The sequence below is a fragment of the Nocardia implantans genome (genome assembly GCF_035544775.1).
In the GTDB taxonomy this organism is placed as follows: Bacteria; Actinomycetota; Actinomycetes; order Mycobacteriales; family Mycobacteriaceae; genus Nocardia; species Nocardia implantans.
This window is the reverse complement of sequence record NZ_JAYKYQ010000004.1, coordinates 424,040-438,819: the sequence shown is the minus strand read 5'-3', so window position 1 is coordinate 438,819 and position 14,780 is coordinate 424,040. Positions and strand designations below refer to the sequence as shown.

At 66.6% G+C, this 14,780-nt stretch carries 17 protein-coding genes; 12 read left to right on the top strand and 5 right to left on the bottom strand.

Features of this window, described 5'->3' with window-relative positions; translation table 11 throughout:
* Positions 1-388: 388 nt before the first annotated feature.
* The 3 genes from U3653_RS12600 (at position 389) to U3653_RS12590 (ending at position 3,342) form a co-directional block, all read left to right on the top strand.
* Complete coding sequence (locus U3653_RS12600) at positions 389-1,258, top strand: helix-turn-helix domain-containing protein (protein ID WP_195078764.1); 870 nt, start codon at positions 389-391, stop codon at positions 1,256-1,258.
* 103 nt (positions 1,259-1,361) lie between these two features.
* Positions 1,362-2,750: an APC family permease gene (locus tag U3653_RS12595; protein ID WP_195078763.1), complete on the top strand. Its 1,389-nt coding sequence runs from the start codon at positions 1,362-1,364 to the stop codon at positions 2,748-2,750.
* Between the two features lie 94 nt (positions 2,751-2,844).
* Positions 2,845-3,342: a hypothetical protein gene (locus U3653_RS12590; RefSeq protein WP_195078762.1), complete on the top strand. Its 498-nt coding sequence runs from the start codon at positions 2,845-2,847 to the stop codon at positions 3,340-3,342.
* 1 nt (position 3,343) lies between these two features.
* On the opposite strand, the gene U3653_RS12585 is transcribed toward U3653_RS12590, so the two are convergent.
* The gene (locus U3653_RS12585) at positions 3,344-3,940 is read right to left on the bottom strand and encodes a DUF4254 domain-containing protein (protein WP_323124223.1); all 597 of its coding nucleotides are present in this window, start codon (positions 3,938-3,940) and stop codon (positions 3,344-3,346) included.
* Between the two features lie 583 nt (positions 3,941-4,523).
* A complete protein-coding gene (locus U3653_RS12580; protein ID WP_397068856.1) occupies positions 4,524-5,282 on the bottom strand; it encodes an SDR family oxidoreductase in 759 nt (252 codons plus the stop codon).
* 68 nt (positions 5,283-5,350) lie between these two features.
* Between U3653_RS12580 and U3653_RS12575 the strand changes: the two genes are divergently transcribed.
* The 3 genes from U3653_RS12575 (at position 5,351) to U3653_RS12565 (ending at position 8,077) form a co-directional block, all read left to right on the top strand.
* A complete protein-coding gene (locus U3653_RS12575) occupies positions 5,351-5,695 on the top strand; it encodes a winged helix-turn-helix transcriptional regulator (RefSeq protein WP_067808687.1) in 345 nt (114 codons plus the stop codon).
* Between the two features lie 475 nt (positions 5,696-6,170).
* Positions 6,171-7,226 (top strand): DNA polymerase III subunit beta family protein, encoded by a 1,056-nt coding sequence (locus tag U3653_RS12570; RefSeq protein WP_195078760.1) that lies wholly within the window; start codon positions 6,171-6,173, stop codon positions 7,224-7,226.
* Between the two features lie 350 nt (positions 7,227-7,576).
* Entirely contained in the window at positions 7,577-8,077 is a 501-nt protein-coding gene (locus U3653_RS12565) for a hypothetical protein (protein WP_323124222.1), read from the top strand.
* A gap of 48 nt (positions 8,078-8,125) precedes the next feature.
* On the opposite strand, the gene U3653_RS12560 is transcribed toward U3653_RS12565, so the two are convergent.
* A complete protein-coding gene (locus U3653_RS12560) occupies positions 8,126-9,436 on the bottom strand; it encodes a TIGR03118 family protein (RefSeq protein WP_397069171.1) in 1,311 nt (436 codons plus the stop codon).
* Positions 9,437-9,588: 152 nt separating this feature from the next.
* Here U3653_RS12560 and U3653_RS12555 point away from each other — a divergent pair, with 152 nt between their 5' ends.
* On the top strand, positions 9,589-10,086 hold the full coding sequence (locus U3653_RS12555; protein ID WP_195078939.1) for a peroxynitrite isomerase: 498 nt from the start codon (positions 9,589-9,591) through the stop codon (positions 10,084-10,086).
* A 6-nt stretch (positions 10,087-10,092) separates the two neighbouring features.
* Here the strand turns inward: U3653_RS12555 and U3653_RS12550 are convergent, their stop codons facing one another.
* Positions 10,093-10,521 (bottom strand): DUF4254 domain-containing protein, encoded by a 429-nt coding sequence (locus tag U3653_RS12550; protein WP_323124221.1) that lies wholly within the window; start codon positions 10,519-10,521, stop codon positions 10,093-10,095.
* Positions 10,518-10,979 (bottom strand): DNA-directed RNA polymerase subunit beta, encoded by a 462-nt coding sequence (locus tag U3653_RS12545; RefSeq protein WP_195078756.1) that lies wholly within the window; start codon positions 10,977-10,979, stop codon positions 10,518-10,520. Before U3653_RS12545 ends, U3653_RS12550 begins: the two co-directional genes overlap by 4 nt.
* Positions 10,980-11,229: 250 nt before the next feature.
* Here U3653_RS12545 and U3653_RS12540 point away from each other — a divergent pair, with 250 nt between their 5' ends.
* The 5 genes from U3653_RS12540 (at position 11,230) to U3653_RS12520 (ending at position 14,769) form a co-directional block, all read left to right on the top strand.
* Positions 11,230-12,111 (top strand): helix-turn-helix domain-containing protein, encoded by an 882-nt coding sequence (locus U3653_RS12540; RefSeq protein ID WP_195078755.1) that lies wholly within the window; start codon positions 11,230-11,232, stop codon positions 12,109-12,111.
* Positions 12,108-12,320, top strand: a complete 213-nt coding sequence (locus tag U3653_RS12535) for a DUF397 domain-containing protein (RefSeq protein WP_195078754.1) — start codon at positions 12,108-12,110, stop codon at positions 12,318-12,320. The genes U3653_RS12540 and U3653_RS12535 overlap by 4 nt, the downstream gene beginning before the upstream one ends.
* Positions 12,321-12,518: 198 nt before the next feature.
* Positions 12,519-13,085, top strand: a complete 567-nt coding sequence (locus U3653_RS12530; protein WP_195078753.1) for a DUF3558 domain-containing protein — start codon at positions 12,519-12,521, stop codon at positions 13,083-13,085.
* Positions 13,086-13,126: 41 nt separating this feature from the next.
* Positions 13,127-13,603, top strand: coding sequence for a hypothetical protein (locus tag U3653_RS12525; RefSeq protein ID WP_323124220.1), 477 nt, complete (start codon positions 13,127-13,129; stop codon positions 13,601-13,603).
* Positions 13,603-14,769, top strand: coding sequence for a WXG100 family type VII secretion target (locus tag U3653_RS12520; RefSeq protein WP_195078752.1), 1,167 nt, complete (start codon positions 13,603-13,605; stop codon positions 14,767-14,769). The genes U3653_RS12525 and U3653_RS12520 overlap by 1 nt, the downstream gene beginning before the upstream one ends.
* Positions 14,770-14,780 lie beyond the last annotated feature (11 nt).

The window sequence follows — 14,780 nt, the reverse complement described above, 5'->3', positions numbered from 1 at the left end:
CATTGGCAATTAATCTGCAATAGCTTCGCGACCCGCGGCCAGCGCTATTCCCGACGACCATCGCGAGCCGGAATCCCGTCGGACACCGGAGGCAGAGGTCGGCGACCATCGGGCGCGGGAAATGGCGTTCCCGCCGCCCGGAAAGCGACTCCGGGCAGTTCGGCGAGTCTCCGGGGGCCCGCGTAACCGAGCAGTCGGTCCGATTCACCCCGCGATGTCGCCCACCGGCCGCAACCGCGCGCGAAAACACCGACCATAACGTGGATCACGGGAGGTAGTCTCTGTTGCTGTGCCCACACCAGGCACAGATCCGCTGCACGCAGGCCGCATTCGAGGGCGAACGTCATAACACGTTCCAGCAGGTGCGCAGACCGAAGGGGTTGGACTGATGGCAGGCAAGCGCACCGTACTGACCGTCCGTTTGCGGCGGCTGGCGGCGATGCTGCACGAGATGCGCGAGAACGCCCAGCTGAGCAAGGAAGAGGTCAGCGCGAAGACCGGCATCAACGTCACCACGCTGTACCGGATCGAAACCGCGCAGGCGCGGCCGCAGCGGCGCACGCTGATGGCGATGCTCGACCTCTACCGTATCGGCGACGAACAGCGCGAGGACGCACTGGAGTTGCTGTCCGACGCGCTGAAGCCCGGCATGTCGCGCGCCTACGAGGGCAGTGTGTCGGAGGTATACGCCGCCTACATCAACTTCGAGTCCGAGGCGTTGTCCGCCCGGCACTACCAGACCTCCTTCATCCCGGGCCTTTTGCAGACCTACGAGTACGCGACAGCCGTGATCGATACCTCGATGCCCAAGCTGGAGGCGTCGGTCATGGAGAGCAGGGCGAAGGCGAGGATGGATCGCGCCGTCAACCTGACCAAGGAGGACCCGCTCGAACTGTGGGTCGTCCTGGACGAGGCGGCCATCCGCCGGACCGTCGGCGGGCCCGTGGTGATGCGCGGACAGCTCGAGCGGCTGCTGCAGGAGATCAAACGGAAGAACGTGATCCTGCAGATACTGCCCTTCGACGCGGGCGCGCACCCCGGCATGGCCGGCTCGTTCACCTTGCTGGACTTCCCCGACCCCGCCGATCCGGAACTGGTCTACGTGGAGGGCATGGCGGGTGACGAACTGATCGAGGGGCACACCGAGATCCGGCGTTTCGGCGTGATCTTCGATCAGCTCCGCGCCATGGCGCTGAGCCCGCGCGACTCCGCGGCCATGATCGTGGAGGCCGTGCGCGGGATGGACCGGGAGGATTAGCGGCCCGGCTCGTCCCGGGTGAACATCAAGCCGAATACCGCGCGGTGCCCGACTATTCCGCGCCGGAATGGGTACCCTCGGCCTACTGCCGAGGGGAGGACGCATGTCCGAAGTCACTGCCGATCCGACATCCGATTCCGGGCCCGAACTCAAACGGGTGATGGGGCCGGGATTGCTCCTGCTGTTCGTCGTCGGCGACATCCTCGGCACCGGCATCTACGCGCTCACCGGCAAGGTGGCCAACGAAGTCGGCGGGGCGGTGTGGGTGCCATTCCTGGTGGCGTTCCTGGTCGCGCTCATCACCGGGTTCAGCTATCTGGAGCTGGTCACCAAGTACCCGCACGCCGCGGGCGCGGCCTTGTACACGCACAAGGCTTTCGGCATCCATTTCCTCACGTTCATGGTCGCCTTCGCGGTGATGAGTTCCGGCATCACCTCCGCTTCCACCGCCTCGCGGGCGTTCGCGGCCAACTTCGCCGAGGCTTTCGACCTCGATCTCGGCAGCGGCACCGCGGTGACGGTGATCGCGCTGCTGTTCATGGCCGTGGTGGCGGCGGTCAACCTGCGCGGGGTGAGCGAGGGCGTGAAGCTCAACGTGGTGCTCACCTGCGTGGAGCTGACCGGACTGCTGATCGTCATCGGGATCGGCTGCTGGGCGCTCGGCGTGGGCGACGGCGACTTCTCCCGCGTCGTCGAATTCGACACCGGGGAGCGCAACGCGGTGGGCGGCGTCATCGTGGCCACCACGCTCGCGTTCTACGCGATGGTCGGTTTCGAGGACTCGGTGAACATGGCCGAGGAATGCAAGGAACCCACCCGGATCTTCCCGAAAGTGCTGCTCGCCGGGCTGATCATCACCGGCCTGATCTATGTGCTGGTGTCGATCAGCGCGGTCGCGCTCGTGCCCGCCGATCAGCTCGGCGCGGGCGACACCCCGCTGCTGAAGGTGGTCGAGGCAGGCGCGCCGAGCTTCCCCACCCACATCTTCGCCTACATCACCATGTTCGCCGTCGCCAATTCGGCGCTGATCAACATGCTGATGGCCAGCAGGTTGATCTACGGCATGGCCCGCCAAGGCGTGCTGCCCCGGCCGTTCGGCCGCGTGCACGAGCGCCGCAGGACGCCCTACAACGCCATCGTCTTCACCACGCTGCTCGCACTCGGGTTGATCCTGCTCGTCGGTGAGGTGCCCGAACTCGGTGGCACCACGGCATTGCTGTTGCTCGCGGTGTTCACGGTGGTCAACGTCGCCGTGCTGGTGCTGCGTCGAGACCCGGTGGGGCACAAGCACTTCAAGACGCCGACGCCGCTGCCCTTCGTGGGCGCGCTCAGCTGCGGCTTCCTCGTCACACCGTTCACCGACCGCAATCCGGCGCAGTACGCCATCGCCGGCGTGCTGCTGGCCATCGGAATCGCGCTGTGGGGCTTGAACTATCTGGCCATCCGGGCCATGCGGGCGCAACCTCTGGACAGCGGGCCCGCCGCGGAGTGATCCGATCGCGTTGGCCGGCGGCCGATCACCTTTCGACGGTATGCCCGGATTCCGCGGATGACTAGTCGCCGACCGATAGGTAAGGTGGGCGCCGATGACCAGCATGGAAGCTCGTTTCGGGGATGCCGCCCGGACCGTGCCCCTCCCGAACCCGTGGAACCTGACCGCTTATCTGGCCGCGGTGGCCGCCCACCGCGGACGCTCGATCAGCCTGCACCCGGTACCGAAGGCGATGTTGGCTGACACGGGTTGCGGCGGAGGCGGCCTGTGGGTGGCACGCAAGCACGACGACATCATCGTCTACGACGCCGCGGCGACCGGCCGCAACGCCGATCACGTCATCCTGCACGAGGTCGGCCACATGCTCCTGGGTCACGACAAGGACCGAGAGCGCGGCAACCCGGTGCCGCCCTCGTTGGCCGTGATCCTGCCGTCGATTTCGCCGCGCTCGATCGAACATGTGCTCGGCCGTGCCGATTTCGGCGTCGATCGCGAGCGGGAAGCGGAGGTCTTCGCCGACATGACCATGGTGTATTCGACCCTGCCGCGCCGACGCCGGCGCTCGTTCCGGCTGTTCGGACGGGGCCGATAGGCTACCAGCGGTCGTAGCGCCCCTCCGGTAGTCGTCTCGCTCCGGCCCGCAGGTCGTCGACGAGATCCTGGTAGCCGTCGGCCAATTCATCGATGCGGACCCACGCGTCGTAGAAGACCGATTCCGGCGCGTGCGCCAGCGCCACGAACGCCTGGGCGGCCAGCACGGCCAGTCGGTCCACGATATGGCCGACGGTCTCGGTGTGTTCGGGCGCGGCGGGCGGCGGGATCGGCGTCGCCAAGGTGACCCAGCGGTCGATGCCGCGCACGAGTTGCGCTCGGCGCCGGTCGAGTTTGTCGCACCGGCTCGCGGGAGTCCGCTCGCGCGTCTGGTGCAGCTGAGCCAGTTCTCCGGCCGCCTCCAGCATCGGATGATCCATGTGCGGCAAGCCGCGGAAGGCGGCCAGCAGGAGTTCCTTGCCCGGAATCACCCGGGCCTCGGACACCTGTTCCATTTTCCGGACCCCCATCTCGACCAGGGTGGACGCGTCACGAGCGCGTCCTCGATGCCTTGCCTCGCCGGTGTCCCGGCACTGCCCGAACATCCACATATGCCCAGCGTGACCGAGAGTGGCCCGGCCCGCGTCGAATTCGGTCACTTCCGCCACCGCGACACGCCCATTGACCGATTTATCCGGTCGCGCGCCGTCCCTCGAACTTCCGCAAACATTCAGTGACCTCACGGTTTTCGACGAGAGAGTCGTCTCTCCTGGGATTATCGCCAACCCAGCCGACACGCCAGCCACTCTTCGGCGACTCCGGCAAACAACGACTGATGCGTGCGCAACCGCGGCGAGCGCGGCGGCCCCGGCTTCCGGCAGGCCATTGCCCGATATCCGGCGAGCGCGCAGACGAAGGCGTCGACCGCCGCACGATCCACGTCGCGGGTGACCGGATGGGTGGCGAGGATCGGATCCGGGTCCACACCGGCGGCACGTCGATCAGCGGACTCGGAGTCAGCTCCGTGGCCAATCGCGTCATCAGGTCGAGGGTGTCGCGCAACTCGCCTGGCCGGTCGAACCGAGGGAACACCCCCGACATCATCGAACGGTGCGAAAATCGAAGTGCGCGTTCCGGTCGGCTCGGCGCTATCGCAACCACTTCAATCGACGCGGCGGGCTCGACGCCAGGGCGAGTCCAGTTCTACGACCGAGGTGAGCGCGGCTGCGGACCGGGTCGACCTCAGGAACCGACCTCCTGCGCGTCGAGGTAGTCCAGGCCGCCGATATAGATCGTGTGGCCGGGGTGGGCGGGGGCGGTGGTGGCATCGGCCACCGCGGTGGCGAACTCCGTGACCGTGGGCAAAGTACCGTGCTCTCGGCGCGCCGCGACGGCGGCGGGGTTTCGGCGCTCGAGCAGCTGGACGATGATCGTGCCGTCGATCATGTCACCGGAGACGACGTGCAAGGCGATGCCCGCGGCGGTGAGATCCGGGATCATGGCGCGCAGCGCGTCCTCGCCCGCGCGCTTGCTTGCGGCGATGGGTTCGTAGTCGGCGGGGACGGGCTTGCGGCCGTGGAAGTGCGCTTGGTGGCTGGTAACGAAAACGATGCGCGAGCCGGACGGCATGTGCGGCAACGCCAGTCGGACGATCCGTTCTTGCGCGTCACGATTGAGCGCCATCGCGTAGTCGGGGCGGGCATTGCGCTCCAGCCCGCCCGACGCATTCAGCACCAGCACATCCAGACGGCCGAACTTTTCGACGACCCCGGCAACCAGGGAACGAGCCGAATCCGCGTCGGCGATGTCGGCGCCCGCCGTCGTCGCGCTGCCGCCCGCCTGCCGGATCGACTCCGCCAGCGCGTCGGCCCGCTTGGCCTTCTCCCGGTAGTTGATCACCACGTGGTCGCCGCGCGCCGCGAGCACCCGGGCGGTCTCCGCGCCGATCCCGCGGGAGGCGCCCGTGATCAGCACGATTCGCCGTCCGATCCTGTCGTCCACCGTCACCCTTTCGGTCCGCCCGGCACCGGGCCGATGCTTCTGATTCAGAATCACTATGCTGGTTCTAAATGAGAAGCGCAAACGAACCCAAGCCGCCGCGCGGGCGGGACGACCCGGCGAACGCGCCGTTGCTGGCCACCATGGACCTGCTCGGCCAACGCTGGATCCTGCGCATCCTGTGGGAACTGGAACCCGACCGCCTCGGCTTCCTCGAGTTGCGCCGGCGCATGGGCAACTGCTCTTCGAGCATGCTTTCGGTGCGCCTGCAGCACCTGCAGTCCGCGGGCCTGATCGCGAAGAATCCGGACAAGTCCTATGAGCTGACCACCGCTGGCGCCGAACTCGGCACCGCACTCGGCTCGGTCTGGGACTGGTCGCGCCGCTGGCGCGTCACCCCCACCGAGGCCGACTGACTAGCACCGAGCGCGACCGCCGATGGTCTGGCCTCGCAGGATGGACGCCCCTGCACCGAGGCGGTTCCCTCGGCCCGAGGCAGTTCTGCGCCGGGATCACCGCGAGCACCACCAGCGCGGCGACGGCCAGCCGGGCGGCGGTTGCCGTTGGCGCGCAACGCGGCCGACCGATAGGCCAGTAGGGCGGCGACGGCCAGCCGGGCGGCGGTTGCCGTTGGCGTGCAATGCGGCCGACCGATAGACCACCGGCGCGGCGACCGTCACCGTGACCACAAGATCCCTCGTGCGTGCGTCCCGCGTGACAACAGCGAACGGAGCCGTCTGCCGCCCGGGTGTCACGTCCACGGGTATGCACCGCGCGGGTCCCAGCAGCCGACGCTGATGGTCCCGCGACTCCTCCCCGGACTGGCCGACGGTGTTGTCCCCGCCGGGAGGTTGACCTTCGAGTTGGTTGAGGCTCCATGATGACCGGGTGATGGGATTGGAATCGGCACAGTTGATCACGATCGGTGTGCTCGCGCGGGCCAGCGGGCTCACGGCGAGCGCGCTGCGGTTCTACGACGACTGCGGTCTGCTCGTCCCCGCCCGGGTCGATCCGCTGACCGGGTACCGCTACTACACCGAGGCGCAGCGGGAGCGGGCGGTGCTCATCCGGCAGCTGCGCGCGATCGACCTGCCGCTGGATGCCATCGCGGAAATCCTCGCCGGTGACAGCGAGCGGGCGCGCCGCCTGCTCGACCGTCACGTGGCGGAACTGGCACATCGAGCGGAAGAGGCCGCGCGCGTCGCCGCCGTGGTCAAACAGGCGCTCGGCACGCACGTGGCGGTCGATGCGGCGGCGCTGGCCGAGGCGCTCGACCAGGTCCGCACCGCCGCAGCGCGCACCCGCGAGATACCCGTGCTGGCAGGCGTCCTGCTGGAAGCGAGCGCGAACACGGTGACTCTGACGGCAACCGATCGTTACCGCCTGTCCACCCGCACCGTCGTGGCGAACCGGCAGCACGGCGGCGATTGGTCCGCGGTGCTCGATTCCAGCGGGCTCGAGTCGATCACCGAGCAGCTGCGCGGCATGCACGAGGTCGTCGTCGCACCGTCCGACGACGGACTGCTTCTGATGGGAGACGGCGCGCAACACCACTCGCCCGTCATCGACGGCCCTTTCCCCGACCACCGCGCCCTACTGGCGGGACTGGGACCGGTGCGCACCAGGGTCGTCGTCGCCCGGCACTCCATGCTGAATGTTCTCGAAAGCTCATACGGCACAATGCAATTCGCGATTCATCCGAACGAGATCGCAGTATCAGGGCTCGGAGAGGCGCACTGCCTGCCCGCGCAGGTCACCGGTTCCGCCGTCACGCTGTCCTTCGACCCCGCGACTCTGCTACCCGCTGTCCACACCGCGCTCGGTCCCGATCTCATGCTCGACGTCATCGCCGCCGATCAGCCGGTGGTCCTGCGCTCCGCCACCGACGGCGACCTCACCACCCTGGCCATGCCGGTCCGGCCCCTCCGCGAGAACGCCTCCGGATAAGTCGTCGGACACCGGCGCCCCTCACCCGTGCAACCGCCGCGCACGCACGACCCGCCCTTCGGTCCGACGACCGTGCAGGCACTGCGCACGCGCAACCGCGTCCCTCCGGTCCGACGACCGACAGCCGTGCAACCACTGCGCACGCACAACCGCGTCCCTCCACCGGCGGCGCGCGATCCGATTACTCGTCTCGCGATCGCGACGCCCACCCACGGCTACTTCCGATCGCCCAGACCGCCCCGCAGCCGCATCCGGCGGCTGCCCGCCCAGCCCCGACCGTCCACCGCCGAGCCGACCCGGCCGGACTCGCACACGAACAGGCATCTATCACCCCCATGAAGGAGACCCGAATGTATGCAGCACCCGACCACACCATGGAAACCATCACCAACGCCGTAGCCCTCGGCCGTGAGGGCCGTCCGGACGACGCACGGGAGGCTCTGCTCACCGTATGGGCCTCACTCGGGCCGCAGGGTGACCCACTGCACCGGTGCACCCTCGCTCATTACCTTGCCGACCTGTACGACGACGCCGCCGAAGCGCTCACTTGGGACATCCGGGCCTTGGACGCCGCCGACAGCCTCTCCGACGATCGCGCTCGAAGCTTCGACGGATCGCTGCGGGTGGCCGCGTTCTACCCGTCGCTGCACCTCAATCTCGCCGACGACTACCGCAGGCTCGGCTCGTTCGGTGCCGCGCAGCGCCAGATCGACGCCGCCCGCACATGTCTGCACACCCTCGCCGACGACGGCTACGGAGCGATGATCCGGACGGCGGTCGAGGAAGTCGAGTCCGCCATCCGCGAACGGCGCACCGAACCGCGAGCCTCCGCGCCGACCGGAGGCCGCTGAAGCGCGAGCGGCCCGCACCGAATCGGTACGGGCCGCCTCGCAGCGGGACTACTTCAAGCGGAGCTTGCCGAACAGACCGTCCTTCTCGTCGTCGGGTCCGGCGGTGAAGTACAGCGAGTCGGCGTCACCGAGGCTCTCGCCGTTGCCGAACATCAGCGCCCACAGTCCTTCTATGGCGACCGGCTTGCCGTCGGCGTCGCGCAGGTAGTCGGCGAACTTGCCGGTGATGTCGTCGTAGGCCAGCACGTGCCCCGCGCCGCCGAAGTTGCCGACCAGCAGTTTTCCGCTGAGGGGACCGAACCCGTCCGGCGCGATCGTCACCGCCCACGGCGCGTTGAGGCGCTTGCCGTCGTCGATGATGCGCACCAGCTTGCCGCCCGCGTCGAACTCGGCGAGCTTGCCCTTGTCCGGCTTGCCGCCTTCCTCGTCCTTGTCCAGCGAGTCCTCTTCACCGGCATCGAACTTGGTCGCGTCCTTCTCGTCCGGCTGAGTGGTGGCATAGGCGACGAAGACCCGGTTGCCGATGGTCGAGACGTTGAACGGCGCGGGGTCGCCTGGCTTGGCCTTCTTGCCCTTCTCCGGCGCGGCCGGGTCGATCGCGTCACCGGTGGCGAACGGGTTGGCGAAGCCGGTGGTCGGGATCAGCTGCCAGTTCTTGTCGAACGTCCGCACCTGCGGGTCGGCGCCGAAATCGGCCGCCAGCAGCTTGTCACCGGAGGGAGCCAGCGCGATCCCGAAGAACTGCATTCCCTGCGCCTGCCCGTCGAATACCAGGTTGGCGGGCCCGTCGTGGCGCACGATCCGGCCCTCGAAGCCCAGCTCGGTCCAGGCGGAGATCTTGCCGGAGTCGGTGGCGAAGATGAACCGCGCCGAACCGTTCAGCGGCCCGCCTTCGGCCTCCACCGGCTGGTCGTGCACCACGAACAGGTCGGAGGTGATCGGCGCGGGGTTGAACACCACGCCGGTGGTCTTGCCCGCGCTCTTGTCCGAGGTGTCGGCATCCGCCCCGGGAATGGTGACTATTTTCAAGTCGTCCTGGAACAGCTTGTGCAGCTTGTCGTCCGGGGACTTGGTCACGTCGCCGACGAACTGGAACGACTTGCCGCCCGCGCCGACCCAGAAGTGCCCGCCCGCGCCCTTGGGGCGGTTGGCCAGCCCCCAGGCGTTGACCAGGTCGGGGAAAACGAACTGCGCCTTGTACTCCGCGTTGTTGGCCGCGAGATTGGTCTGGACGTATTTGTTGCCGTCGAGCGCGGGCACCTCGTCCGGCTTCGAGTCCGAGCAGCCCGCCGCCACGACCAGCGCGACACCAAGCGCCGACGCGCGCAGCAGACCACGTCGGGTCCGCGACCGAGGCAAACCGCCACGGCGCGACTCATTCCAGCGTCCGTTCAACTTCTTGTTTCCTTTCCGACCACACCACATTGGTGATAAGGCGAAGCTAACCTTAGCCTGCAGCAAAATCGGGAGTACCCGAACGGTTGGACGAGCGCAGGTTTAGGCTGTTCGCCGTGGTCGAACCCCAGCCTGCTATTGCCCTGCACCCCGATATCGCTCCGCTCGCTCCACTGCTCGGCACGTGGCGCGGTAATGGGCAGGGTGAATACCCGACCATTCAGCCGTTCGGCTATGTCGAGGAAATCCGGTTCGGCCATCTCGGCCGGCCGTTCCTCACCTACCGGCAGAAGACCCGCGCCACCGACGACGGCAGGCCGCTGCACGCCGAAACGGGCTATCTGCGTTGCCCGCGCCCCGACCGCGTCGAATTGATCCTCGCCCATCCCACCGGAATTACCGAAATCTGCGAAGGCTCGCTCGCCGTCGAAGACGGCACGCTGCGCATGGAATTGGACTCCACCACCATCGGGCGCAGCAGCACGGCGAAACTCGTGACCGCCCTCGGCCGGTCGCTGCGCCTGTCCGGCGACACCATCGACTACACCCTCCGGATGGCGGCGGTCGGCGAACCACTGCGGCATCACCTCGCCGCCACCCTGTTGCGAAACTGACCCGCGCTAGAAAGCGCTCGGCAACCTGCGCCGCCCACTGCTCAGCTCGCCGACCAGATCCTCGTAGGCGACCGCCGCTTCGGCCAGCCGCTCCCACGCGAACCACAGGTCCCACTCCTGGTCGCCGGCCATGGCCGCGTAGGCACACGCGCTCAGCCGCGCCAAGCGATCGACCACCGAGCCGAACGATTCGGTGTGCAGATAGGCTCCGCCGCGAGCCACGGGCAAACGCGCCTCGACCCAGCGGTCGATCTCGCGGATCAGCCGCGCCCGGCGCTCATCGCCACCGCAGCCGCATCCTCGCTCCGAGCGGAGACGGCGAAAATGCAGGTCACTCAGCGTTCGCGCCTGCACGAGCACCGGATGCGCAGGCGGCGGCCCGTCCTCCCGGCAGGCCCGCAGCAGTTGACTCCGCGTCGGCAGACCCTCGCTCACGGCGCACCTTTCCCACCCGCGCGGGCCAGCACGCAATTCACGATCACCACTCCGGACGGACGAAACGTATCTCGCGGCGCGACCACCCATCGGCGAAACGCATTGCTCGCGTCGGCCGGTGAGGGCAGCGCGATTTCGCTGCCGAACGGCACGATCGAAACGTCCATCCGGAACAACGCGGCGAACAGCCGCACGTCGTCGGGCAGATCCGGCCTGCACAGGAAAGTCCACCGGCGAGAACGGATATGCGCGACGACAGGGCCGATCGCCTGGCCACGGAAAAGCATGTCGTCGCGCACGCACTGCCCCAGCCGGTCGGGCATCGTGATCCCACCCACCACGCCCGCCTTCACGACGATGCGGCCGATCTCCGGATGTATCCCGGCGGGCAGCCCACAGGTGCGGCGGTAAAACGCGCAGCGGGACGCGGGAGTGTCCGCGAATGCCGCATGATTCATTCGCCATCCTCGATTCACATAGTTCGGTACGCGAGATATCCCGGTCGCTGGACCTGGAACCGTTGGCGCGGTTAAGGTTTCAGCACTTCTTCGATTGGGTCCGGGCGCGTTCAGTGAAGCACCGGATATCGCTGGGCGGGAATGTTCTCAGTGGTGGAATCGGGCGGAAACCGCCCAGGTTCCAAGGCCCCCCGCCACATGGTTCCAGTTAGGTACCCGGCCGATAGTTTGGCTACGAAAGGGATTCGTCGTGAGTTCAACAGGTTCCACCCTGCCCCGCCGGATGCTGGGGCGTCAGCTGCGCGAGCTGCGGATCAAGTCGGGCGTCAGCGCGGAGTACGCGCGGGATGCGATCGACGTGGGCAAACAGACCCTCTGGCGGATGGAGACCGGACAGCCGGTCAGGCTGCATCCACTGTTCATCGAGCGGTTGTGCCAGGTCTACGGTGCTTCCGAAGAGCGCACCGCGATTCTGCTCAACCTGGTCGAGGAGACCAAACATACGGGGTGGTGGCATGCATACGGTGACACCATCGCCGCAGAGTTCAGCCTCTTCGTGGAACTCGAGGCGTTTGCCAAGCGTCTGGTCTCCTACCAGACAACCCTTCTGCCCGGACTCTTGCAAACCGATGAGTATCGACGAGCACTGATCTGGGTCGACCTCCCCTCTATACCCGGACCTGAAGTCGAACGAAGGATCGAGATGTTCAGGCAGCGAAAGGCTCGCGTGGACAGCGTCTCGAATCCCGTACTTCTGGAGGCTGTTGTCGACGAATCCGCGCTCCGACGCGCGATCGGCGGTCCCTCAGTCATGGAGCGGCAGCTTCGACATCTGATGGTTGTCGGTGAACAACCCAATGTTTCAGTGCGAGTGGTGCCCCTCTCGGCCCATGCGTACGCGGGCCTGGGCGCTGGCTCGTTTGTGATGCTCGACTTCCCGAAGCACCCAACAGCCCATCTCACCGAGCCACCGGTCGTTTACATGCAGGGGCTCACAGGTGACCTGTATCTTGAGAAGCCCGAGGAGATCCGGCGGTATCGCCAGACGTACGCCGATATCCAGCGATCGGCACTCGACCAGGAGCGAAGCCGCACTCTCATCGACCAGATCGCGAAGGAGTACGCCGAGTGAACGCCGACCTATCCGCTGCCAACTGGTTCAAGAGCAGCTACAGCAGCGCCGAGAAAGACTGCGTCGAGGTCGCGTTCCTGCGCGAAGGCTCTGTGGGTGTTCGCGATTCGAAGAATCCCAGTGGCCCTGCTCTCGTGTTCAGGCCGGGCGACTGGGACTCATTCACTGTTCGCATAACCAGCGGTGACCTGGTCCTTTCCCAGTCCTGACCGAGCCGCTCTCCTACAACCCCGGCCTCCTCCTCGCGCGAGGCCGGGGCTCTGGGCGGTCACTCACCTGCAAAGCAGGTCAGGTCGCTTGCACCCGGCAAACGCCGCCGGTAGCGTCAGGTTTCACTGCAGGGGGCGGAGGAGCCGGTCCGGCCCTGGATAGGCCAGGAACAAGACACCGGTGTGCGAGGGGAACCAATGACCTCAGGGCAGAGTTCGCGGCGACTGACCACCCTCGCCGTCGGCGCCGCACTCGTTCTGGCAGGCTGCGGTCCGGCTGATGACGGTGCAGCGTCAAGCGGAACCTCCTCCGCTAGCGCAACCCTCGCCCCTGACGTACCAACGGGCTACGACCCGTGCACCGACATTCCGCAGAGCATCCTCGATTCAGAGAATCTGCGCAGCAAAGACAAGCAGGACTCGAACGCGTCAGGGGGAGTCAAGTGGCGTGGTTGCGGCTGGGTCCAGACGGATGGATATGCACCTGTCATCAGAACGACGAATATCACCGTCGACATGGTGCGGGACAAGAAGTTCGCCGACACCCGTGAGTTCGCCATCAACGGACGTCGTGCGATCTCGACGCGGCAGGTCGAGGAGCACCCCGACGCCGTGTGCACGATAAACGTCGAGATGAAGGGCGGAAGCCTTGAGATCTTCCTCAGCAACCCGCCGTCGAATCGAAAGACAGGCCAACTCGACACCTGCGCACTTGCGAAGACTCTGGCGGAGAAGGTAGTCCCAACAATTCCTTCAACCGTTTGAAAATGCTGAAGCGATCGTGCTCACCGGGAGGGATTTAGCACATGAGTGACGACAACGCACAGCCACCTCGGCCGATGGGCAACATCTTGAACGCCGCACGAGAAGGGCAGCTAGGCATCCAGATGTCCCCGGAGGATTTCGTCTACATAGACCGGGACTGTCAGTATTTCAAGGACGCAATTCGGAAGATTCAGAGGTATATGGATCTCGTGTCAGGGCAGTCTCACTGGGGCCTGGGTGAGGGTAACGGCGACATGGTCTCGGCACAGACGCTGGTCGATAGGTTCAAGAAGAAGGCTCGGGGAGCCGAGGACCGTAACAGCGTCCATCAGATCATGGAAGAGCACTATCGCATCGTCGAGGACATCCAAGAAGTGCACCGGCTTGCCCGGGATCGAATCATGCAGGCAGACAGTAACTTTGCCGCGGAGTTCAATAGGCTGAACACCACGCTGCCCGAGCGCCCACCGGTCGGAGTCCAATTCTCGCCGCCCAGGCTCCCGAATGGAGCCAACTAATGAGCGGCTACGAGAACAAGCGCATCCCAAACGGTGGTGAGCACACCGACAGTTGGGAACACTCCCGGATCAACGACACGTTCAAGCCACTCGATCCCACCGACACGTTCACCCAAGCTGACACGTACTGGCAAGCTCGCAACGAGTGGGAGCGGGGTGTCGAAACCTTCGCGCGCTCGATCCAGGCTTCCATAGCCCAAGCCTGGTCCGGCCCCGCAGCGGAGCAGTCCAAGAGCGCCATCGCCAAATACACCAGCGACGCTCAGAATCTGACGACATCGCTGGAAGAGCTGTATTACCGAGTCCGCGACGCCGCCACCGCGATCACCAACACCAAGAAGGCGATCCCCGACCTCGTCAATATCCCGTTCGAGGATCGCATCTTCCACCCGCGACGCTGGAACCTGTCGAGTGAACGATTCCTGGCCGAGCAGTCGGCGCGGGTCGCGATGAACGAGTACTACGTACAACCGTTCAGCGAGATGGACGGCAAGATCCCGGTGCTGCCCACTCCGGTCGGCCCTACCGCGTCGGTGGACATCCCAGCTCCTCCGCCGGGCGGATACAAGAGCGACGACAGCGGCGGCCCCGCTTCCAACGACTCCGGCAACGGTCCTACCACCGATTCCGGCATTCCCGGCGACAAAGACGGCGACGGCAAGCCCGACGAGTCGAGTACCGAGGAACAGCAGCAGCAGTCCACCGACGAATCGACACAGGATCAGCAGTCTTCCGACACGTCGGCGTCCGACACCACTACCAAGCCCGCGGGCGTGGACCCCACCTCGACGACTCCCGCCTCCACCACGGACCCGACCAAGACCGTTCCGGCAGGCACCCCGACTCCGCACAGCCCCGGCACACCGGGTATGCCCGGCACGCCCAGCACAACGAACCAGCCGCAACCGGCCCGCAGTGTCCCGGGCACACCGGGAACGCAGAACCCAGCGATGAACCCGGCTGCTGCCGCGAGGGCGACCTCCGGACTCCGGGGCACGAGCGGCATGCCCGGCATGATGGCGCCCGGTGCTCGCGGCGGCGGCAAGGACGACGAATCCGAGCACAAGACGCCGGACTACCTGATCACCCAGGAGAACACCGACGAGTTGCTCGGTGAACCTCCGAGAACGCTGCCCGGCGGCGTCATCGGCGGCACGCCCGACTGATCAGCCGCAAC